Origin of the sequence: Paenibacillus sp. S25 (assembly GCF_019454085.1) — a bacterium.
Lineage (GTDB): Bacteria > Bacillota > Bacilli > Paenibacillales > Paenibacillaceae > Paenibacillus > Paenibacillus polymyxa_B.
In genome coordinates, this window is the sequence record NZ_CP073683.1 from 3936802 (window position 1) to 3959728 (window position 22927).

The 22927-nt window shown below is 44.4% G+C and carries 22 protein-coding genes; 3 read left to right on the forward strand and 19 right to left on the reverse strand.

The features are described from left to right. Positions 1-76: 76 nt before the first annotated feature. The 7 genes from KAI37_RS17165 to KAI37_RS17195 form a co-directional block, all read right to left on the reverse strand. Positions 77-1015 carry an ABC transporter ATP-binding protein gene (locus KAI37_RS17165; protein WP_076293496.1) on the reverse strand — a complete coding sequence of 313 codons (939 nt, stop codon included), beginning with the start codon at positions 1013-1015 and terminating at the stop codon, positions 77-79. Between the two features lie 11 nt (positions 1016-1026). Beyond that, positions 1027-1977, reverse strand: coding sequence for an ABC transporter permease (locus KAI37_RS17170; protein WP_013311103.1), 951 nt, complete (start codon positions 1975-1977; stop codon positions 1027-1029). A gap of 4 nt (positions 1978-1981) precedes the next feature. Further along, positions 1982-2914, reverse strand: a complete 933-nt coding sequence (locus KAI37_RS17175; RefSeq protein WP_023989458.1) for an ABC transporter permease — start codon at positions 2912-2914, stop codon at positions 1982-1984. Between the two features lie 197 nt (positions 2915-3111). Next, a complete protein-coding gene (locus KAI37_RS17180) occupies positions 3112-4812 on the reverse strand; it encodes a peptide ABC transporter substrate-binding protein (protein ID WP_220029880.1) in 1701 nt (566 codons plus the stop codon). A 153-nt stretch (positions 4813-4965) separates the two neighbouring features. Then, positions 4966-5355, reverse strand: a complete 390-nt coding sequence (locus KAI37_RS17185) for a DUF3397 domain-containing protein (protein WP_220029881.1) — start codon at positions 5353-5355, stop codon at positions 4966-4968. 4 nt (positions 5356-5359) lie between these two features. Next, positions 5360-6319 (reverse strand): ketopantoate reductase family protein, encoded by a 960-nt coding sequence (locus KAI37_RS17190; RefSeq protein ID WP_076293497.1) that lies wholly within the window; start codon positions 6317-6319, stop codon positions 5360-5362. Between the two features lie 126 nt (positions 6320-6445). Further along, positions 6446-7096 (reverse strand): RsfA family transcriptional regulator, encoded by a 651-nt coding sequence (locus KAI37_RS17195; RefSeq protein WP_013311108.1) that lies wholly within the window; start codon positions 7094-7096, stop codon positions 6446-6448. A 297-nt stretch (positions 7097-7393) separates the two neighbouring features. Between KAI37_RS17195 and KAI37_RS17200 the strand changes: the two genes are divergently transcribed. Then, positions 7394-8479, forward strand: a complete 1086-nt coding sequence (locus tag KAI37_RS17200) for a coiled-coil domain-containing protein (protein ID WP_076293498.1) — start codon at positions 7394-7396, stop codon at positions 8477-8479. 100 nt (positions 8480-8579) lie between these two features. On the opposite strand, the gene KAI37_RS17205 is transcribed toward KAI37_RS17200, so the two are convergent. The 5 genes from KAI37_RS17205 to KAI37_RS17225 form a co-directional block, all read right to left on the reverse strand. Continuing rightward, a complete protein-coding gene (locus tag KAI37_RS17205) occupies positions 8580-9911 on the reverse strand; it encodes a PhoH family protein (RefSeq protein ID WP_025722103.1) in 1332 nt (443 codons plus the stop codon). A gap of 300 nt (positions 9912-10211) precedes the next feature. Further along, on the reverse strand, positions 10212-11273 hold the full coding sequence (locus tag KAI37_RS17210; protein ID WP_068942355.1) for an LCP family protein: 1062 nt from the start codon (positions 11271-11273) through the stop codon (positions 10212-10214). A 125-nt stretch (positions 11274-11398) separates the two neighbouring features. Beyond that, positions 11399-13240 (reverse strand): translational GTPase TypA, encoded by a 1842-nt coding sequence (gene typA, locus KAI37_RS17215; protein ID WP_013311112.1) that lies wholly within the window; start codon positions 13238-13240, stop codon positions 11399-11401. Between the two features lie 292 nt (positions 13241-13532). Continuing rightward, positions 13533-14024, reverse strand: a complete 492-nt coding sequence (locus tag KAI37_RS17220) for a hypothetical protein (RefSeq protein ID WP_220029882.1) — start codon at positions 14022-14024, stop codon at positions 13533-13535. Between the two features lie 94 nt (positions 14025-14118). Beyond that, the gene (locus KAI37_RS17225; RefSeq protein ID WP_071641784.1) at positions 14119-14778 is read right to left on the reverse strand and encodes a TerC family protein; all 660 of its coding nucleotides are present in this window, start codon (positions 14776-14778) and stop codon (positions 14119-14121) included. Positions 14779-14995: 217 nt separating this feature from the next. Here KAI37_RS17225 and KAI37_RS17230 point away from each other — a divergent pair, with 217 nt between their 5' ends. Continuing rightward, a complete protein-coding gene (locus KAI37_RS17230) occupies positions 14996-15691 on the forward strand; it encodes a TerC family protein (protein ID WP_220029883.1) in 696 nt (231 codons plus the stop codon). 71 nt (positions 15692-15762) lie between these two features. On the opposite strand, the gene thiI is transcribed toward KAI37_RS17230, so the two are convergent. The 6 genes from thiI to KAI37_RS17260 all read right to left on the reverse strand — a co-directional run bounded on the left by thiI (position 15763) and on the right by KAI37_RS17260 (position 20571). After that, entirely contained in the window at positions 15763-16989 is a 1227-nt protein-coding gene (thiI, locus tag KAI37_RS17235; RefSeq protein ID WP_071641786.1) for a tRNA uracil 4-sulfurtransferase ThiI, read from the reverse strand. A gap of 1 nt (position 16990) precedes the next feature. After that, positions 16991-18139: a cysteine desulfurase family protein gene (locus tag KAI37_RS17240; protein ID WP_071641788.1), complete on the reverse strand. Its 1149-nt coding sequence runs from the start codon at positions 18137-18139 to the stop codon at positions 16991-16993. 157 nt (positions 18140-18296) lie between these two features. After that, a complete protein-coding gene (locus KAI37_RS17245; RefSeq protein ID WP_076293500.1) occupies positions 18297-18989 on the reverse strand; it encodes a lytic transglycosylase domain-containing protein in 693 nt (230 codons plus the stop codon). Between the two features lie 222 nt (positions 18990-19211). Further along, entirely contained in the window at positions 19212-19604 is a 393-nt protein-coding gene (locus KAI37_RS17250) for a hypothetical protein (protein ID WP_076293501.1), read from the reverse strand. Positions 19605-19648: 44 nt separating this feature from the next. Continuing rightward, entirely contained in the window at positions 19649-19876 is a 228-nt protein-coding gene (locus KAI37_RS17255; RefSeq protein WP_013311120.1) for a DUF1540 domain-containing protein, read from the reverse strand. Between the two features lie 188 nt (positions 19877-20064). Further along, a complete protein-coding gene (locus KAI37_RS17260) occupies positions 20065-20571 on the reverse strand; it encodes a YpuI family protein (protein WP_029517778.1) in 507 nt (168 codons plus the stop codon). A 186-nt stretch (positions 20572-20757) separates the two neighbouring features. On the opposite strand from KAI37_RS17260, the gene KAI37_RS17265 reads away from it, so the two are divergent. Further along, positions 20758-22638, forward strand: coding sequence for a S8 family peptidase (locus KAI37_RS17265; RefSeq protein WP_220029884.1), 1881 nt, complete (start codon positions 20758-20760; stop codon positions 22636-22638). A gap of 57 nt (positions 22639-22695) precedes the next feature. On the opposite strand, the gene KAI37_RS17270 is transcribed toward KAI37_RS17265, so the two are convergent. Next, a complete protein-coding gene (locus tag KAI37_RS17270) occupies positions 22696-22926 on the reverse strand; it encodes a hypothetical protein (protein WP_071558470.1) in 231 nt (76 codons plus the stop codon). Position 22927: the final 1 nt, after the last annotated feature.

Below are 22927 nucleotides of genomic sequence, written 5' to 3' on the forward strand. Positions count from 1 at the left end.
GAAAGCCCATGTCCACGTCAAAGCTTCCTACAAAAAAAACCGCCGAATAATTCGGCGGTTGGTGCATAAAACAAGATCAGGCGTAAGGCTCAGCTACAAAATGTCCTTTAGACACTTCGATGAGCGTGGCATTTTCCAGGTTATAAGCCCCTGTCTTACTGCCAGCTGCATCATGAATTGGGCCTGCTTGGTCGCCTGGCATAATAATCCGTTTTTTGTTGGCTTCTACTTCTGGATCAGGAAGTGGGATCGCCGACAAAAGCATTTTCGTATAAGGATGGATCGGATTTGCATACAATTCAGCACTTTCTGCAAGCTCTACCATTCTCCCCATATACATTACAGCTACCCGATCACTGATGTGCTTGACCATCGACAGATCATGCGCAATGAACAGGTATGTCAGACCCAAACGTTCTTGAAGCTCTTTTAACAGGTTGACAACCTGAGCCTGAATAGATACGTCAAGAGCTGAAATCGGCTCATCACAAATGATGAATTTAGGATTAACCGCTAGTGCGCGTGCAATACCGATCCGTTGACGTTGACCACCAGAAAACTCATGCGGATAGCGTGTTGCATGGTCAGGGTTCAAACCAACCAGATCAAGTAACTCTTCAATCCGTTTCTTACGTTCTGCACGGCTACCCGCCATATTGTGAATATCGAGTGCCTCACCAATAATATCAGAAACGGTAAAACGCGGGTTCAATGATGCATACGGATCTTGAAAGATCATCTGCATATCACGGCGCATTGCTTTCATTTTACTTGGTGATAATTTGTAAATATCCGTACCGTTAAAACGTACGCTACCTGCTGTAGGTTCATACAAGCGCAAAATCGTACGACCCGCTGTAGACTTACCACAACCGGATTCACCAACCATACCCAGCGTTTCACCCTCGCGAATATAGAAATTCAGGTTGTCCACCGCTTTGAGCACACGGTTTTTGCCAACATTAAAATACTTTTTAAGACCTTCAACCTCAATTAAATTGTTGCTACTCACCATGATCTCACCTCCTATTTCTTCAACTTCGGATCAAGCGCATCACGCAAGCCGTCGCCAAAAAGGTTGAACGCAAGCATAATCAAACTGATCAAACCTGCTGGGAAAAGCATTCGCCACGGGTAATACATCCACCCAGTCAGAGCTGATTCAATCATTGAACCCAGTGACGCCTGAGGTGCCTGTACCCCTAATCCAAGAAAGCTCAGGAATGCCTCAGAGAAAATAGCACTTGGAACTGTCAAAGTCAGTGTGACAATGATTGGTCCTACCGCATTGGGCAACAAGTGACGGAACAGCAGACGACCAGCACCTGCACCCATTGAACGGGAAGCGAGTACGAATTCTCGGTTTTTAAGTTGTAACATCTCACCACGTACAATCCACGACATGTTAATCCACCCCGTTACACAGAGCGCAATAATAATTGTAGTGATACTTGGCTCCAGTACAACCAGCAACAGGATCGTAACAAGCAAGTAAGGAATGGAGTACAAGATTTCAGAAAATTTATTCATGATTTCATCAACGCGGCCACCAAAGTAACCCATAATTCCACCATAAATAACTCCAATCATCAAGTCAATCATTGCAGCAGCCAAACCAATAATCAAGGAAATCCGAGCGCCCATCCAAGTACGTACAAACATATCACGCCCCAGATCATCTGTTCCGAACCAATGTTCCGCCGAAGGAGGAAGATTGGTGCTCAACAAATCATTCGTGCGGTCATCATATGGGGACAGCATCGGACCAACAATTGAAGCAAGCACAATGAGAACCAAAACACTCAAGCTCGTCATTGCCAGTTTATTTTTACGAAGTCGCTCCCAAGCATCTCGCCAAGCGGACAGGCTTTCGCGCTGAATAACTTCAGACTGCTTTTCATCCGCCCCGACCTTCTGGAAATCTTCCGGTTTCACCTGAAGCTTATCCAAGTTCACAGCATTATCTTTAACAGACATAAAGTTATCCCTCCTTCCCGCCAGTAAGCTTAATCCGCGGATCAATAAATCCATATGCAATATCTGTAATAAAACGCGCCACCATCAGCAAAATACCGTAAAAAATAGTAACTCCCATAATCATGGTATAATCGCGTGTTGTAATACTATCTACGAATACCTTACCAATACCGCCAATCCCGAAGATACGTTCAATAACAACTGAACCCGTAATAATATTGGCCGTCATGGGTCCCACATAGGTAACGACCGGCAAAATAGCATTACGTACAACGTGTTTGAACATAATTGTAATGGATTTCAAGCCTTTAGCTTTGGCAGTCTTAATATAATCCGCATGAAGCACTTCCAGCATGCTGGAACGCGTTAGTCGAGCGATAAACGCAATTGGGGAAGCAGATAAAGCTGCAACAGGCAGAACGTAGTCCATCGGACCGTCAAAGCCCATAACATTAAACCAACCTAACTGTTGAGCGAAGAAAAATTGAATCAACGATGCTAGAACGAAGCTGGGAACCGCAATCCCCATGATAGCTAATACCATTGCAACGTTATCTATTAGCCTACGATGATACAAAGCTGCCAGCATACCTAGCAAGAGACCGACAATTATCGACACGATTATGGCAACAAAACCTAGTTTGAGGGAAACCGTAAAAGTTTGTCCGATAATGTCAGTTACACTTTGATTCAGCTTTTTCATAGAAATACCAAAATCACCTGAAGCAATATCACCTAAGTATTTAAAATATTGGACATATACAGGCTTATCCAGCCCATATTGCTCCATTAACCGGGCTTGAATCTCAGGAGAAGTCGCTTTTTCACTCATGAAGGGGTTACCCGGAATTGCTTTCATGAGAAAAAACGTCGCAGAGATCAGAATGAACAAAGATAGCAGCATATAGAAAAATTTACTGATCAAATAACGCGTCATTGCCCGTTTACACCCCCCATAAATTTTTTTCGACACCATTCGATTTTATCGAAATAGAATTGGACTGTCCATTCTACTTATTTGCATGGTTACATGATGATGGAAAAGACCATGACACACAAAAAAAACGGGATATATATGGTTCTATCCACATATATATCCCGAAGTAACTATCAAACTTCAGAATCGAGCTTCAGTTACTGTGTAATATACGCTCTTGTGAAATCAACTGCTCCACTAAAGTCAAGCCCAATGTCTTTTACATTCGGTTTCGTTAAAGAAACATTTGAGTAGTAGTAGATCGGAAGCATTACCATATCATCTTGAACCAGAATTTTCTCCGCTTTCGCAAAATCTTCCATGCGTTTTGCTGGATCAGTTTCTTTTTTAGCTGCTTCAATCAAAGCATCATATGCTGGGTTAGCATAACCTGCATTGTTGTTGCCATTGCCTGTTGTCCACATATCCAGGAATGTCATTGGATCATTATAGTCAGCAGACCATCCACCACGAGCGATTTGGAAATTCAGCTTGTTACGTGTTTGGATAAATACGCCCCACTCTTGGTTTTGAGTTTTGATGTCAACACCAAGGTTTTTCTTCCACATATCAGCAACTGCCAAAGCAATCTTTTGGTGACTCTCGCTGGAGTTATACAGCAATGTTACCGGAGGAAGTGTAGTTACGCCTTCTTCCTTCATACCTTCTTGAAGCAATTTTTTCGCTTCAGTGAAGTCTTCTTTGAAGTAATCATCTTTATTCTCAGTACGGAATTCTTGAGATACTCCTTTGATACCTGGAGGTACAAAGCCGTATGCAGGAATTTGACCGCCCAATGTTACTCTTTCAACGATTGGTTGGCGTTCAATAGCCATCGCAAACGCTTTACGAATTTTAACATTATTAAATGGTTTTTCAGTTACATTAAACAGATAGTAGTACGTACTTGCAATCCCTTTTGCCTTAAATTCGTTAGGCAGTTCTTTTTTCACAGCCGGAATTTGGTCGGTAGGAATTTCACCGTTTGGCATACCTGCGTAATCGAGTTGTCCACTTCTATAAGAAGCCAGCTCTGTTGCACCGCTATTTACAAGGGACATCGTAATTTTGTTCAGCTTGATATCATCTTTACCCCAATAGTTTTCACTTTTGGTTACTTCGATCTTTTGACCGCTGTCCCAAGTCGTTAATGTGTAAGGTCCGTTAGTGATCATGCTATCTTTCTTAACAGCCCACTTATCATTACCTTTAACGGAAGGATTTACAGGGTAAAAAGTGTAGAAAGAAGTCAATCCCAAGAAGTAAGGAGTTGGGTGCTCCAGCTCTACTTGCAATGTATGGTCGTCAACAGCTTTAACACCTACATCTTTAAAGTCTGTAACTTTAGTGCCTTTAAAAGATTTCGAAGTGCTCAGGTTGTAACCCTCAGCATTTTTGATATAGTACAATTGGTAAGCATATGGAGGTGCAGGAGCCGTGGAAGGATCCAGTACCCGCTGCCAAGCAAATACGAAGTCGCTTGCTTTGACTGGGTCGCCATTACTCCATTTTGCAGTATCACGAAGCTTGAACGTATAGGTTTTGCCGTCATCGGAAATTTTCCAAGATTCAGCTACGCCAGGGATTTCTTTGCCGTCAGGACCCATACGTACGAGACCTTCATACAAAGTTTTCAGAACCGTGTTAGTTTGACTATCCTGAGCTTGTGCCGGATCGAAGGTTGGCGGCTCGGAAGCAAGGTTAATGCGCAAAATTTGCTTGTTGGCCGGAGCCGGCGTAGTCGAGGTGTTTTCTTGTGCGCCCTTACCATTATCGTTCTTGCTGGAGCCACAACCTGCGAGCAGTGCACCAACTGCAAGAATGAGTGTCAAAAGGACTAAAAAGCTTTTCCTTTTCATCTAGCGTTTTCCCCCTAGTTCTAAAGTGGTATATGTTTATAGATTATACAACCAGCGGTCAAAAAAATCTACATTACATTTCTTCAAATTGAGCTTTTTTTTCAAAAAAACATGATTAATTCATATTTTTTCACCTTTTCATGTCACCTTATATCACATGATGTTGAATATATTCTTAAATATACCAACAACAGTTAACAAAATATACGCCAATGTCATCGCTATAAAAGTTAATCTCCAGACCGCTCTACATAATCTTTTACCATCAACCTTCCCTTTTATTCGATTTTGAGCTCCTCCAATTAAACCCAAGGCCAGTAATAGGAGCAGTAGAATCAAATAAAAACCGAATCGAGATGAAAAAATGACGTTAAAGAGTGCTGCTACGGAAAATATCAGAAAAAACGTGGTAATATCCATAGAAGTAAGTAACGATTTCTTTTTTTCCATTTTAAGAATGTAGCGACAAACCGCAAACACGATCAAAAACGGAAAAAAGGGAAGAATACTGAAAGTGATAATAGTACCTTGTATAAGACTCAACTGATCACCCCTCTTTTAGCCGCATACCTTCAATTAATTGCCACAATACCTCATGAGTTGGTGCAGTAACTCCAGCCCGATCTGCCATCTGCACCAGTTGTCCGTTAATCGAAGCAACTTCCGTCATGGACTGTGCAAGTACATCAGCTAGCATGGACGAGTGATTTTCTGCCGTTGCCCGGCATACATTCATAATTTGCTCCCACCATGCGTTTTCCCAGTGGATACCATGAGCTTCATACACTTGAATGCCTTCATCGTATAGCCTGCGCATCATATGTATTCGAATAGGGTCCGAAAGCAGCTCGCCATTACGAACTCGCCATACCGCCGTCAGCGGATTGATTACAGCATTGATCAACAATTTGCGATACATACCGTTATCGATTTCTTTCGACAAGCAGGCGTCAAATCCTGCTGCAAGCAACCGATTTAGCACACATTGATTAAAATTATTGTTCTTCGCCTCCTCCCTTTCCTCCGAACTACCAATTTCAGTAACACCCGATCCTGCATGTACAATAGATGCTACTCCCTGCCTCTTGGCTCCTTCAGTCGTCACAGCAGGGTATACCACAGCTTTAGGCCAAGCCTGTCTAATGCGTTCTATATGGCCGATTCCATTCTGCAAGCAAACAATTCCTGTATCTCTATCCATTTGAGCTGCAGGCTGGATCTGTTCTAATACTTCCTCAATCGCCCCCTGTTTGGTCATAAGCATTATCCATCGTGCTGGAGCCTGTGAATTTAACCGTTGCCAATCTGCCAATGGCGCTACCTTCAATTTATCCCCGGACACATGTACTGCCGTCTGCCCCTCCTTATCAAACACAGTAATCCCTTCACGAGCAATGACGCGTGCCTGCTCAAGTGTACGCGTCCACAGCCTTACTTCTGTACCCGAAGCAGACAACCTCCCGGCAAACAACAATCCCAGCGAACCCGCTCCAATAATATCAATCACCTTTGTATCGTCTCGCTTCCATCTTTTTTTCTACTATATCATATGCACTCTAAAGAAATACAAAAAACGCCAACTACGGCAAAGCGCTAGTTGACGTTTTATTTCAATATTACAGAAGTAATCTTGTTACTCAATGCGCTCCAGATTCCCATTGGCGTCCATTTTGAATCTGGATTTAAGCTCTTCCTCATCTTCAGTGATTAAAGCCAAGCGCCGAGCCCGGTCCATAATCTGAATCAGAGCTTTATAATCATCATTCACAACACGATAGTCGGTTTGTACATCATTCACTTCTTTGGACAGCCGGTCATTAATGGAGCGAAGCTGATTCAATTCTTCTTCCTTTTCCCGTAAATCTTTCTCCAACATCTTAATCTGCCGATTCGTTTCCTGGACGGATCCCTTCCATTGGCGCAAGAAGCGAATTACTGCATCAATAGATAACGTATCCTCACTCGCACCATCCGTTCTGTATCCACCTTCTACTGTATCAAGCGAGGCAAAAGCCGCAACCTGTGATACACCCACCGGGTTCTGCTTACGGATATAACTGCGCTTCTGGCGCTGCGCTTTGGCAATACTGATCGCTTCATCGTAACGTTTGCGCACGCAGCTGTTCCAACGAAAACCGCATGCTGCAGAGGTTCTTCCTATTTTTTGTCCAACCTCCTCAAACGCTGCGAGCTGCGTTCCACCTTCACGGATATGCCGCAATGTCACCTCCGCCAATATCAAGTCATCTTCCACACTCCATGCATCTTGTCTTATTGCAGTCATGCCTCTAGCCCTCCTAACAACATCCTGAAATAACCGTCTTCATGAACCGATCTTGCCGGTATTTGAATAGGGTATAAAAGCTGTTTATTCATTCCTATGCCTCTCGTAGAGTTCATAGAATCTATTTGATACTAAATTGTATTTCCATTTCTGCAAGAACTCATACGTGAACGTAAACAGTTTCGGGTTTCAAGCATGCTCAGACTGCTGTACAATAAAATGAATGGTTAAAGAAACAGAAAGGATCATATACATTACCATTAGTTTTTTTCGGGAATACATAAAAGGGGAAACCAAATGAACAAACGAATAAAAATCACAATCAGCACCCTGCTGACCACCATTATGTTGCTAACTTTCATATATGTACGTCCTACCCTGGCCGCTCCCTCCCATGAAGAAAGTCAGATTTTACAAGATAGCCTGTCGATTGTAGAGATAGACCATGAAATTGAGCGAATCAGTCAGGAGCAGCATACCCTTTTGCAGCGTCAGCAGAAACTGCGAAGTAATCTCACCGTTCAGCAAGAGCAAATGACCATACAACGGAAGCGTGCAGGTTCTGTGCTGCGATCTTATTATATGGGGGAAAGGGACAAGCTGTTGAGTGTGGTGTTAGGGGCGAAAAGTATAAGGCAACTTCTCTCTCTGTACGATTACTACTTATTATTGATTAGTCACGATCAGGATGTGCTTCAAGAATACGAATCCAATTATCAATCTATGCGAAAAACAGAACAACAAGTTACCCAAGCCTCAATGGAATTGGAGACTGTCAAAACAAACTTACTGGCACAACGTAAACGCATTGTCCTGCTTCAGTCGCGTGTAAATGACGGCGTTAACGCCAGTAATGATCCGGATACACTACGCAAGCTAATTGGCGAAATGACAGCTTATTGGGAGAATGTAGGTGTCTACGAGGTAAATAAGCACTTTAAAGCATTAGCTCAAGCTATGCAGGATTTACCACAATTCATTCAACAACAACAAGGTGCCATGGTTACAAATGGAAAAGTCATTACGATAAGCATTCGTGAAGAGGACTTTAACCGTTTTTTAAAGTCAGAAAATGAATTGTTTAATCACTTCAACTTTACATTTACGCAGGATCGAATTGTAGTAGAAGGCCAGCAGGGGACGATGAAATTAAGGGTAGAAGGTCACTACACGGTAGAGAATGAACCGAAAAATGCAATTTTATTTCATGTGGATCGATTGGTGTTTAATGGCCTGGAACTACCTGATACGACTCGCAACAAACTGGAAAAGGATTTTGATCTGGGTTTCTACCCACAGCAGCTTATTTCATATGTCAAAGCCACAGAAGTGCGCACTTTAGCAGGAATGCTTGAAGTTAAGCTTGAATTAAACTTTAAGTAAGATTTTGCTCACCTTTCATTATTCTGAATTTTTACGTGTACAAAACAATAGACCCCGGGATATTCCCGAGGTCTTTATTATTGTAATAACGGTAGGGATTTTATAGTAGATCGGCTGCCAACTGTGCGAGCTTGGAGCGTTCTCCTTTTTCCAACATAATATGCCCGCTAATCCCTTCTTGCTTAAACCGCTCCACCACATAGGTTAGACCGTTACTGGCTGCATCCAGGTAAGGGTGATCAATTTGTTCCGGATCTCCCATTAAAATGATCTTGCTTCCCTCACCCACCCGGGACACAATCGTTTTGATCTCATGTCGGGATAAGTTTTGCGCCTCATCGACTATAATAAATTGCCCAGGTATCGAACGCCCGCGAATATAAGTAAGTGCCTCCACCTGAATACTGCCCAAGCCCATTAAAATTTTGTCGATATCACCTGATTTTTTGGCATCAAACAGATACTCTAGATTGTCGTAGATTGGTTGCATCCACGGGCGAAGTTTTTCATCCTTTTCTCCCGGTAAATAACCAATATCCTTACCCATAGGAACAACAGGCCGAGCAATTAGCAGTTTCTTGTAGCGATGTTCATCCTCTACCTTAAGCAAACCTGCCGCCAGCGCCAGCAGCGTTTTGCCCGTACCCGCTTTTCCTGTAATGGTCACGAGGGGGATATCGTCATTAAGCAAAAGCTCCAATGCCATCCGCTGTTGAGCATTACGCGCGCTGATTCCCCACACCGATTCGTTACTTAAGTACAGCGGCTCTAATCGCTCTGCCTCCTGATTCACTTTCAGCAAAGCTGATTTTCCAGTTCCCATTTCATCTTTCAGAATAACAAATTCATGCGGATACAGCGTATAAGGTAGTTCCAGTGGCTTGATTGGTAAAAAACGGTTAGAGTAAAATTCATCTATGATGGACGGGTGCACCTGTATTGCCGAGTATCCGGGATATAGCTCACTTAGATCGCCTGTTCTGTCGGATAGATAGTCTTCGGTCAGCAGTCCTAATACATCTGCCTTGATCCTGACCAGCACGTCTTTACTGACCAAAACGACCGAACGCGGTTCAGGCTGCTCCTGCTCTTCCAGATGATAATTCAAGGCGACCGCCAAAATCCGGTTATCGTTCGAAACCTCCCCAAACATCTCCTGAACTTTCAAAAAGCTTCGGTGGTTTAATTCAACCTTAAGCCTTCCACCTTGGGGAAGTGGAACGCCACTATGCAGATGACCTACTTCTCTCAACCCGTCTAACAATCGCGATACATTGCGGGCATTCCGTCCAATCTCATCCGCGTTGCGTTTTTTGGAGTCGATTTCTTCCAGAACAACAGCTGGAATGACAACTTCATGTTCTTTGAAGGTAAAAATGGCTTTCGGATCATGCAGCAGCACATTCGTATCCAGCACAAAAATTTTCTTCATTAAATCCCCTCCAAAGCGGCGTGGACAATCTCGTGTTTCATACCTATACCTATTCACCAGGTACCCAATACTTGCTGATTCCCTGAAAAAAGAACCCACACACCAGATAAAGCAACGAGAAGTTGTAGTGAAGATAGCTATGAGCCTGTACATTTTTAAAATTAGACACAAAAGGCCCAGTGATTGCTCACTGGACCTAGACTTGGTTCACTATAACTTTAGACATACCTCAACCCCCTTATGTTATATAAGAGCTTTACTCGCTGCGAGTATAACATAAGAGAGGAGAAAGATACATACTCAGGAATTGGAAGAAGCTGCAGTAGTGTCGCTTGCTTTTTTAGCTAATTCCTCTTGTAGCGCTTGTTTGGCCAAATCGAGCTGTTGCTCATCAATGTACACATACGGGCTACGCCACGTTCCCGCCACCGGATTGTATTTCACATTTTGCTTGGAAATATTCCAATAGGTTTGTACGATATTTTTCATTTGCTGTGACTCGATATCTGTCATCATATTCTTATCAACCGATTTAATAATTGCGCTAAACTTGGTCAAAGCGTTAAAGGATTGCATTTGGTCAATTAGGGAATGAAGCACCTGATTTTGTCGACGATTGCGATCAAAATCGTCAGATTCAGCTGTTCTTGGACGACAATTCGATTTTCGGTAGCGAACAAAATCAAGAGCCTGATCACCGTTCAAATGCTTGGCTCCAGCTGTCAGGTTAATATCGGTACCATCTGCACGGTCACGATAACACATGTTTTTATCAACCGTCACATCTACGCCACCCAAATTATCTACTACATCTCTAAAGCCCTGGAAGTTAATAACCGTCACATAATCGATATCAATGTTTAAATATTTGCCGATCATCTTCTTCATTTGTTCTTCAGCAACTTCACCAGATTCTTTCTCTCTAGCCTTAAACACCGGATAATACTCATTCAACTTGCGTGGTTTATATCCATCCATTTCTAGACGCGTATCGCGTGGTAAGGACACGATGGTAGACGATTTGGTATTGGGGTTTAAGGTAGCTACCATAATAACATCTGACAAATAAGTCGGATGATCAGGGCGGTAATCGGTTCCTAGCAATAAGATAGTCAAAGGCTTAGCTTCAGCCAATTGTGTTTTGGGTACTTCCTTGTTGATCCCCGTATCCAAAACTTCCTCTACCTGATTGTAAAGATAGTAGGTATAACCACCTGCTGCCAAAATACCTATAATGAGCAGAAACAAGACAAACTTCATAAACGATCTGAAAAAGCTTTTTTTCTTTTTCGTTTTTTTCGGTTTGGCGGATTTTTTCCCGCTTTGTGTCCGGGGAGGCAATCCGTTCGAAAGATTACTCATGCTTCAACACCTTTTCCTGCGTTTTGAGAAATATCGCTTTCTCCAAGTTTACAATCCTAAAACACACACAGCGGCGCATCCCGTTCCCGGGCGTCGCCGCTGTGGCCAAAGACCAATCCAATCAATTACGTATTTGCTTGTGCTGTTTTACGTTGCTTCTCCGCACGCTCGCGTTCACCTTTGTTCAAGATCTTTTTACGCAAACGGATGGCATTAGGTGTAATTTCGCAATACTCATCATCATTCAGATATTCGAGCGCCTGCTCCAGAGAGAAGATAACAGGTGTTTTCAGTTTAACTGTATCGTCTTTTGTTGCTGAACGAACGTTTGTCAATTGTTTTTCTTTACAAATGTTAACGACGATGTCGTTATCACGTGTGTGCTCCCCAACGATCATGCCCTCATAGATTTCAGTACCTGGCTCCAGGAACAAAATACCGCGATCTTCTACGCCCAGCATACCATAAAATGTAGAGCTGCCGTTTTCCGTTGACACGAGAACACCCTGATGACGTCCACCTACTTGACCACCAACAAATGGTCCATAGCTGTCAAACGCATGGTTCATTACGCCGTAACCACGAGTCAAAGTCAGGAAGTTTGTAGTGTAACCGATCAGACCACGTGCAGGGATCAAGAATTCCAAGCGAACCTGTCCGGTGCCGTTATTAATCATGTTAACCATTTCGGCTTTACGGGAGCCCAAACTTTCCATAACCGCGCCCATGCTTTCTTCCGGAATATCAATGAGGAGACGTTCGATTGGCTCCATTTTCTTACCATCAATTTCCTTGACGATAACTTCTGGTTTGGACACTTGCAGTTCGTAACCTTCACGACGCATGTTTTCAATCAGGATACCCAGATGCAACTCACCACGTCCGGATACAATAAAGGCGTCCGGGCTATCTGTTTCATCAACACGTAAGCTGACATCCGTTTCGAGTTCTTTCAGAAGACGCTCACGCAATTTACGGGATGTTACCCACTTACCATCGCGACCTGCGAATGGGCTGTTGTTAACCAGGAAGGTCATTTGCAGCGTTGGCTCATCAATCTTCAGTACAGGCAATGCTTCAGGATGATTCGGATCGGCAATGGTTTCACCGATGTTGATATCTTTAATTCCCGCAATCGCTACAATGTCACCAGCGCCCGCTTGGTCAGTTTCAATACGTTTCAGACCTTGGAAGCCGAACAGCTTCTCAATACGCGCTGATTTACTGCTACCATCACGCTGCATAACTGTGACTGCTTGCCCCTGCTTGATGATACCGCGGTTTACACGACCTACTGCAATTCGGCCAAGGTATTCGTTATAGTCCATCAGTGTTACGAGGAATTGAAGAGGCTCATCTACTTTCTCAGTTGGAGCCGGAATGTGCTCTACAACTGTTTCGTACAATGCTTGCATGTTGTCGTCTTGCTTTTCAGCATCCATGCTGGATGTTCCGTTCAGCGCCGAAGCGTACACAACAGGGAATTCCAATTGCTCATCATTCGCACCCAGCTCGATGAACAGATCCAATACTTCGTCAATGACTTCTGCCGGGCGAGCTGCCGGACGGTCAATTTTGTTCACTACAACGATAGGCGTCAGATTTTGTTCCAGCGCTTTACGCAGTACGAATTTCGTTTGCGGCATGCAACCTTCGTAAGCATCAACCACGAGCAAAACACCGTCAACCATTTTCATAATCCGTTCCACTTCGCCACCAAAGTCGGCGTGTCCCGGTGTATCTACAATGTTAATCAGGTAATCTTTGTAAGTGATTGCTGTATTTTTAGCCAAAATCGTAATACCGCGTTCACGCTCCAGATCGTTGGAGTCCATGGCGCGCTCCTGAACAGCCTCGTGTTCTCTAAATGTTCCGGACTGTTGAAGCAGCTTGTCGACAAGCGTCGTTTTTCCGTGGTCGACGTGGGCAATAATCGCAATATTGCGAATGTTTTCTCTTGCATGCATGGTTTGTATCCATATCCTTTCCGTATATCAAAATAGTGTCTCTATCCTGAAGCAGTGCTGATTCAAGGCTAACAATCGTTCTTTAGGCCCACTCCCTGCCAGCCTTCTATATGTTTCAGGCTTTGTACAGACAGCTTCTCTCTCCGATTCGCGTGAAAACCTTAAAATAAGCGTCAGAAATCATTCCGACGCTCTTATCATATCCATTATATTATAGTTGAAATATGTCATAAAGCAAGACATTATTGCCTGTTCCGTAATTTACCGCCATAAAATCTCACAGCTTGTCGTTTTACCTTTTGCGTTTGCCACGGTTGTTTAAGACCAACCAGATTCCAGCTCCGATCAGTAAAACTGCAATTACATATATGATGCCCGTTCTTAGCAGGGTAATGACCAGTAAAAACACCGATATCAACCCAAATATCACGCCCCCTGTATAAACATTACGAGAAAGCGAAATATCATTAATGGCGTACTGCCATAATCCAATCGCCACACCTAGAAGTAGCAAAGGCCATAAATAGGCCATTAAATGCCAGCCCCAAATATTGCAGAGCAAAAATAAGAAGCCATAAACCGACAAAATCCCTGCCGGCAGCAACATAAAGGGTGAAACTTTACGCTTCATGTACATTGCATGCAGTACGATTCCAGGTATTAAAAACAGCAAAGGCCAAAGGTTTCGTCCCAAGAAGGAGAACGTCCCCAGTTTCCCCAACAAAATAATAAGTCCTACGGCAACAATACCCACTCCGACCATACGCTCTTTTCCGGAATTCATCGTGGTCTCCTTTGTTTGCTGAATTTGTTTTTAGGTCTTTTAATGTGATTGTTTTTAAGTATATTTTAGCCGATGTTTTCCAAAAAAACTACGTTCAAATATGGCGAGCTCGTAACTGACGATATATTCCTACAATGACAACTGCTGCGCCCAAAAGTCCCGGTAACCATGCATGTATTAGCTCCCCCGTACCTGCTAACCACACACCCAATCGGGGATCACGCAGTAGCATTTCTCCTGCCGTAAAAGCCAGGATTGCAGATCCAAGCAAAACAAGTACAGGGAACCGGTGAAGCCAGATCGCAATCACGTTGCTGCCCCAGACGACAATCGGAATGCTAATTGCAATACCAATGACGATAATAGCGATATCCCCATCTGCTAGGGCTGCAATGGCTAATACGTTATCTAGACTCATCACAAAGTCCGCTACCAGAATAACCTGTATAGCCTTCCATATGGTTGTTTCTGCTCTGACTCCCACATGATCCTCATTCTCATAAAGCAGCTTAAACGCAATCCATAACAGAAGTAGACCGCCTGCCGCCTGAATAAAGGGTATGCCCAGCAAAATGACAGCTACAAAAGTCAAAACACAGCGCAGGAGGACTGCACCGACTGCCCCCCACCATATAGCTTGACTCCGCTGCCTTGCAGGCAAGTTTTTGCTCGCCATGGCTATAACAACCGCATTATCACCGCTTAATACCAAATTAATCATTAATATTTTCAACAGCAAAATGATATGCTCCATGTGTACAAACACCCCCATCCTACTTGTATGCGAAATAGGACGAGGCTATGCTTATAAGCCTTGTCAAATAAGTCATCATTTATTAAAAATTGATGTCAAATTTATTGAGTAAAGACCTTGAAATCAATAACAAACAGCAATATAATGAATCGTATTTCCGAAAAACGGGTATTAAAATAAACAACATACAATGATTTTAGGATGTTTAATCAGGGAGATGAGAACGATTGATATGTCCGGACTTCAGTTCTTTTGGCTGCTGCTTAATGTGATATTTATTGACCTTCTGCTCGCAGGAGATAATGCGATTGTAATTGGACTTGCCGCCAGAAAGCTGCCTCCTACCACGCAAAAAAAAGCGATACTGTATGGTACCGGTGGTGCCCTGCTTATTCGCATAGCAGCCACCATTGTGGTGCTCTGGTTGCTTCAAGTACCGTGGTTGTTACTCATCGGGGGTGTCATGTTAGTCTGGATCGCGTACAAGTTACTCGTAGACCAGGAGGACCATACCGAAGTCAAAGCGGGAACAACGTTATGGGGTGCTATTCGCACGATTGTTGTAGCCGATGCGGCTATGGGTCTGGACAACGTGATCGCGGTTGCTGGCGCGGCCCAGCAGCATTTGCTACTTGTAGTGCTTGGCCTGTTAATTAGCGTACCGATCGTTGTATGGGGTAGCACTCTTTTTATCAAACTGATCAATAAATTCCCCTGGATTATATATTTGGGATCGGCTGTGCTTGGTTATACAGCCTCTAATATGATTACTGAAGAACGTAAGCTGGAACCCTATTTTACCGAGCACCCTGCGCTGCGTATCTTGTTTATTGCCGCAGTTATGGCTGGTATTTTGCTCACAGGATATCTTCAAAATCGCAGAGCAGTATCCAGTCGAGAAAAAGCCGTCTAAAATGATTCAAAAACTGTTTTAACTAAAATAAAAAGGCAGACCCAATTAGCTGGTGGGTCTGCCTTTTTATTTTAAAACCAATCTTCCTGTATAACTTCCTCTTTACGCCCCTCTATAGCTCCACCTGCCTCCAGGACAAGCGTCTCCGTTGCAGCCACAGCCTGTTCAATCAAGGCATTTAAATCCCGAATAGAGGCTTCAATCTTTTGAACAACCCACAAATTCGGATTGGTGGTTGGGGATTTGGGAACAAACAATGTGCAGCAATCCTCATATGGAAGGATGGATAGATCGTAGGTGCCAATTTGCTTTGCGATTTCCGTGATCTCCTGCTTATCCATCATTACGAGAGGTCGCAGCAATGGTAATTCTGTCGAACGGCCAATCACATTCATGCTGGATAACGTTTGACTAGCGACTTGCCCCAGACTGTCGCCCGTCACGAGTGCCAGTGCTCCTTCACGCTCAGCCAGCATCGTCGCAATTCGTAACATAGACCGTCTCATTAGCGTAATAATCAGATTATCCTGTCCAGTGCGCGTAAAGGCCGTCTGCACCTCTGTAAACGGCACAAGGTGGATTTTAATCCGACCCGCATAGCCTGCTAAGACCCTTGCCAATTCAATGACCTTTTCTTTCGCACGCTCACTTGTAAACGGATAGCTATAAAAATGCACACATTCAATTTCCAATCCTCTACGCATGGAAGACCACCCCGCTACCGGGCTGTCAATTCCACCAGACAGCAGCAGCATAGCTTTACCGTTCGTTCCTAACGGAAAGCCCCCTACAGCCATAATAACATCGCTGAATATATAGGCCGCCTGCTCTCTAACCTCCACACGCAACTCAATATCTGGTTGATGCACATCGACCTTCAAAGCTTGAAACTCTCGCAAAATAGGAGAACCAATTAAATGGTTCATCTCTTGTGAAGAATGAGCAAATTCCTTCCACACTCTGCGGGCATTTACCTTGAAAGTCGTTCCCTCGGCCACATTCAGCTCACGCATCAAAGCTACAGCGGTCTCAATTATAGCACCCAGCTCGACAGGAGCCATTTTGACAGGACTTATTGTCGTGATGCCAAACACTTTTTGTAACACTTGTATGATCTGTTCATAAGGCTCTCCTCCGAGAACCACATAAATCCGTCCAAATTCCTTCCGCAATGAAGCACCGGGAAACGGTTTGAGCAGCAGCTTCACGTGATTCAGTACTGCCTTTTCAAAACGAGTCCGATTCTTCCCTTTTAATGTAAATTCACCAAAGCGAAGTAACAGCATATCATAGTGCATTTTAACGTTTCCACCTTTCAAGGGATTCCAGCTTGGCTACAGCCTGTCGCAGTGCAAGTATAAGCTCATCGATATCCTGTTCCGTATGTTCATCACCGAAGCTGATACGAATGCCGCCAGACGCTTCCGCCTCATTGCATCCCATCGCCAGCAGCACCCGACTGGGTTCAGCCAATTTCGAAGAGCACGCCGATTTGGTGGATACTACCACACCCAATTGCTCCAGCGTATGCAGCAATACCTCGGCCTTCATGCCCGGATACGAAAAGTGGACAATATGCGGCGCTTCTTCCCCGCTGTTCAGCCGCAGTTGACGGATTGTCTTCACTTCTGCGACCACCCGTTCTCTCCACTCGGTCATACGGCGTGCTGTCTCTACTTGCCGTTCGCCCGCCAACCTTACCGCCTTAGACATACCGACTAACAGCGGTACATTTTCCGTACCTGCACGAAAACCCTGCTCCTGAGAGCCGCCACTATGCAGTGGGAAAAGCTCCACACCTTCCCGAACGAATAGTAGTCCAGCACCTTTGGGTCCACGCAGCTTATGCGCAGAGAGGCTGTACAGATCAGCCTGCCAGCCCCGAATATCAACCGGTAGCTTTCCAAACCCCTGTACACCGTCAATATGAAATAGCACACGGGGGAACTGTTTCTTGAGCGCAGCTCCGATATCATGCAACGGTTGCACCCTTCCCGTCTCATTATTGACATGCATAATACTGACTAAAATCGTATCTTTACGGACAGCGGCACAAACCTGTTCGGCGCTCACATGCCCTTCCGCATCGACAGGTAAAAATGTAACCTCAAAGCCCAGATTTGTCAGTTGTCTGCAAGCTTCGTACACAGACGGGTGCTCTGTCGATACAGTAACAATATGCTTACCTCTGGTCTGATACTGCAAAGCTGCTCCCTTAATAGCAAGATTGTTGCTTTCCGTTGCTCCAGATGTGAAGACAATCTCTGATGGATACACTCCCAAAGCCGCAGCACATACTTCGCGCGAACGCTTAAGCAACTTATCCGCGTCCTCTCCATACCGATGCATCGAAGATGGATTCCCATAGTGGCGTCTCATGACCTCGGCAACTGTTGTAATCACCTCTTCAAAAGGTGGAGTTGTCGCCGCATAATCAAAATATCTCATTGCACTCCCCTTTCTGTCCTATAACTGCTACAACAAAAAAAGACCAAAACAGGGAAAGGCCGCTACATTATAGCGACACCCTTTCCCCATATTGATCCTATCTGCGGACCTAATCTAATTGAAATTACGCACTTTTTTTCGTTATAAGCTATAGGGCTTAGATCGTATATTTTTCACGTGCATTTTGAATTTTGGTAATATATCTTTGCGTTTCCAGCGGAAGCTTGTCCAGTACAGCCATTAACTGTTCATCACTATTTACACCAAGCCGCTGCACCCGTCCGGGACCTGCATTATATGCAGCCAGCGCCATATTTTCTTGTCCGTTAAACCGTTTAATCTGGTAAGACAAATAACGAACACCTGCATCAATATTTTGAACAGGGTCATATGGGTCACTGACTCCCAGACCTTGAGCCGTAGCATCCATAAGCTGCATAAGCCCTTTGGCTCCTGCCGAAGAAGTGACCGACGGATTAAATGAAGATTCCGTATCTATAACTGCTTTAATCAACGCTACTGGAACGCCGTATTTCTGGCTAGCCTCGTTAATTAAATCATCATATGCTGTAGGTGTTGTGGGTCCGTCTGTTGCTGTGCTGGAAGGAGCGGGGTACAATGACGAAGCCGTCCCCCTCGAAGGTCCCAATTGAAGCCATAGCAAACCGTTTTCGTCTCTGGTAACATCACTTGAATTTTCTCGTGTCACAGCACCATCTGTTTCCAACTGACCTACTTGTTCCAGTAATCCGGAAAAAGCGTCAGTTGTACCCGTCTGGGTTGTAGCACTCATATTATTTAACAGCTGCATGTCTAACATGGACTTGGACACGCGCGGATCAATTTGCATGTGGTGTTCCCAACTTTCTATAGTTGTTATATCCCAAATAGCTTGTCATTACTGCTATGATACAACTTTTTACTATGTACTTCCATACCTTTTAATGAAAAAAAGCTCCGTTTCTGTCGAAAAGACAGCGGAGCTTTATAGATCAGCTTTAATGTAATTATATCACTAAGATGAATTTTCTCGGATATACAAAAGAAAACTGAGCTTGTTCCTCCAGTAGGGTCAACGAACGAACGGGATAAAAGCAAAATAACTCAATGTCGCCAGCGCCCCAAGACCAATCGACCAAATGCCGGTCGTTTTGCTGCCATTCACATAAGCAAAAAAACCTAAAACTGCAGCAATAGGTCCCAGCACAATGGACCACATAAACAATGAGGCAATTCCTGCAGCCAGACCAATATAGCCAGAAATACGGCCACTATTGTTTATAACCTGCTCTTCACCCTTGACCTCATGTCGAGTCACAGCTGAGCCGGGAGCAACCTCTGCTGCATATTCTTCACGATCATTACGGCGCTTGGCAGATCGTTCATGAATGTGACGGGGGTAATCTACACGTTTGCGGCTAACATGCTCTTCATTCTGATGCTTGTCGTTTTCATGATCTTCCATAATAAACTGCACCTCCAAATGCGAAATGAATCGCGTAATAAAATTCACACGGACTTCGGCTTAAAAGTGTGGCAACAGGTTGCGGCTGACGTGGCAGCCTTATCACGTTCTTCTGAACTGAAGCTTTCTCCCGCATATTCTTCTTTAAATTTCTTTCCGGCATGACCATCAACTTCAATCATGATCAAATCTGCCTTGCACAAGTTGTTTTCTCCCCAATAATGGCAATTGGCTACGCTACACTTAACGATTGGCTTGGCCTCTTGGCTCATGATCATCACCTCGGATTCATTGTCCCCCCGCTACCCTGCACCTATGCGTTCATGGTATATGGCAGTTGGTGACATACGAAAAAAGCCGCTTCCTTCACCTCCTCCAAAATGGCAGGAAGCAAGTAGAAAACGGCTTGCTTGTCTTGTTTTAGTTTTTGATTAGAAATGATCTTCCCCGTTTGAATGCTTTAGGCATGAGTACGTCGAGTCTGCATCCGGCGCTGAGTCAAATAGTCACTTTCATAATAAGTCAGATCATCACGCAATTCTTCAAAATTTTTCGTGATGTCCATGATCACTTCGCGAGCGGCTGGCACTGGCGTTTTACGGAAGCGGATAGCATCTTGTCCCGTATACGCATAGCGTCCATCCTCTGCGTAAGATTCATTTTTGGGATAAAAAAAGCTGTTCACGCAGTCATGGTAAACGTTATACAATGCCTTTTCCGCAAAATCGACGTCAAAATTGGCACGGCGTAAAGCCACACCCAGCTTTTCATAAGATACTTCGGAAAAAACAAGGACATGACGGAGATCCGACAAAAAGCCTTTGTAAAAAAGTACGGACTCCTCATTGCCATCTGCAGCCAGTTGCGGCAGAGCATGCTCATTGAGGAATGTTTCCACCCGTTTCACGGCAGTTTTCAGTCTCTCCTGCGCCGACTCACATAATTTTTGTACGTTGACTGCTGACATCAAGGCAGCTCCCCCTTATTTGTTGCTTGTTCATCAATTTGGTTACCCGAAAATAGTCCCTTCTAACCGAAAGAGCTGTAATTTTCAGTATTTATCCTACCACAAATGAGCATTGAAAGGTATAAAAACATGCCAACCTCCTCACGCTAAACCATAAATTTATGAATACTCAAGGAGGACGGTCCCATGTCTCGGCGAAAATGGTTAAAACCCCTGCTCGGAGCAGCTGCCGGGGTACTTCTCATCACACTGATGCTGCCTTCCCGTGATCACCGCCATACACCACAGCCCGAATATACGGCCAAGATGGTGCCACAGCAAGAGAAGCAGCTCAAAAAAGGAATGTTGGCTTTGGACCTGTCCGCTACGGATACCCTCACACGCATGGATGCAAGGCAGGATATTCAATACGTGATGCGGGAGCTTGATGGTAAAACTGCTGATCAGAAAAGACAGTTTACCCGCAGGCTACAGCAATCGCACAGTCATCTTCATACGTTACTGTGGATTCACACACCCGACGGGAACACGAGCACCTATACGGGCAGCAAAGTACAAACTCGTCTGCTCAGTCATCCTCAAATCAAAAGCAGCTTGGCTGCGGCTCGCCGTTCTGTCATGCAAAATAAATCCTACGAATCTGCTGCATTTCAGGCTGAAGGCGGTAAATTTTTTGTCATGGCAGAACCATCGGCTGACGGAACATGCGGCGTTGCTGCCCTGGTCAGTCAGCAAGTATTGCGTGACGTGGAGAAGCATCAGCGGAAGAATTTGCGTTTGATTCCCTATCCAAAAGAAGGCAGCTACAAAATCGAATCCGTACATCCCGACACATTGCACGATATTACTGTCAAGACGGGCCACGACAACGAAAATGCAAGCCATTATTTCGAAAACGAAATTGTCGTTCGCTTCCGTCACAATCCTGATTCACGACAACTGCAGGAAATTGCAGCAGATTTACACTGTGCGCCAGGCCGCAAGCTTGGTTATACCTATGTATTTCATTCGGATAAGATGAACTTCAAGGAACTAAAACAGTATTTTTCAAGAAAGTGGAACCCGCTTTATACTGAGCCTCACTACATGTATCTAACCAATGAGAAAACACCTATCAAAGCGGACAGCTCTATCCCCAATGATTTGCTCTTTTCCCGCTATCAATGGAATCTGCCGGCTACTGAAACCAACCGGGGTTGGAAATTAAGCAAAGGCAGCAAGGACGTAATTGTCGCTGTCGTAGATACGGGAGTAGATTTGGATCACCCCGACCTAAAAGGTCAAATCCTTTCAGGTCATAACGTGGTAAACCCGTCTGAAAAGCCTTATGATGACGTCGGTCACGGAACGCACGTCGCTGGCATCATTTCTGCCCTCGTGAATAATGGTGAGGGGGTCGCTGGCATGACATGGTACAACAAAGTCATGCCGATTAAGGTTCTTGACCAATCCGGCTCCGGTACGACTTACTCGGTTGCAGAAGGTATTATATGGGCAGCTGATCATGGGGCCAAGGTCATCAATTTGAGTCTGGGCAATTACGCACAAGCTGAATTTTTACATGATGCGATCAAATACGCCTATGATAAAGATGTCGTATTAGTTGCAGCTACAGGTAATGATAATACGGAACGACCTGGCTATCCAGCAGCGTATCCTGAAGTATTTGCCGTTTCCGCTACAGATTCTTCTATGCACCGTGCATCCTTTTCTAACTATGGAGATTATGTAGACGTCATGGCTCCAGGTGCAAGTATTGCCAGTACGTACCCAGGGAACCAATATGCTGCACTGTCGGGTACTTCAATGGCCAGTCCCCATGTATCAGCGCTTGCTGCCCTGATTCGATCCATTAACCCCGATCTGACCAACAAAGAGGTTATGGATTTAATGAGAAGCAGCGTAATTGACTTGGGCACACCCGGGCATGACAAATATTTCGGATATGGTCAAATTGACGTGTATAAAGCGTTGAAAGCAGCACAACGTCCATATGTTCCTTTGCAATTCTATCCACAGCATTTAAGTGACAAGTTAAAATCAATATTAAAGAAACTGGAAACGTAAGATTCCTTATTGGAAAAAAGCAGCCATGTTGCTCCATGGCTGCTTTTTTGGGCTTTATTAACGCTTGGAACTACTGCGAACAGGACGCTTGCCATGGCTGCGAGTATGACAGCAAGGTTCTCCAGGGTCCTTTATACTCACCGGAAATACGTGATGAGGTACAGGTACAATGTGCGTCTGATTAACAATTTCAATCGGATGAACCACAGGCACGACTTGTGGGAAAAATTGATGATTTACAAATTGGATCGGCGGGCACACGATCGGGTCGTAAGGGCAATGACTCATA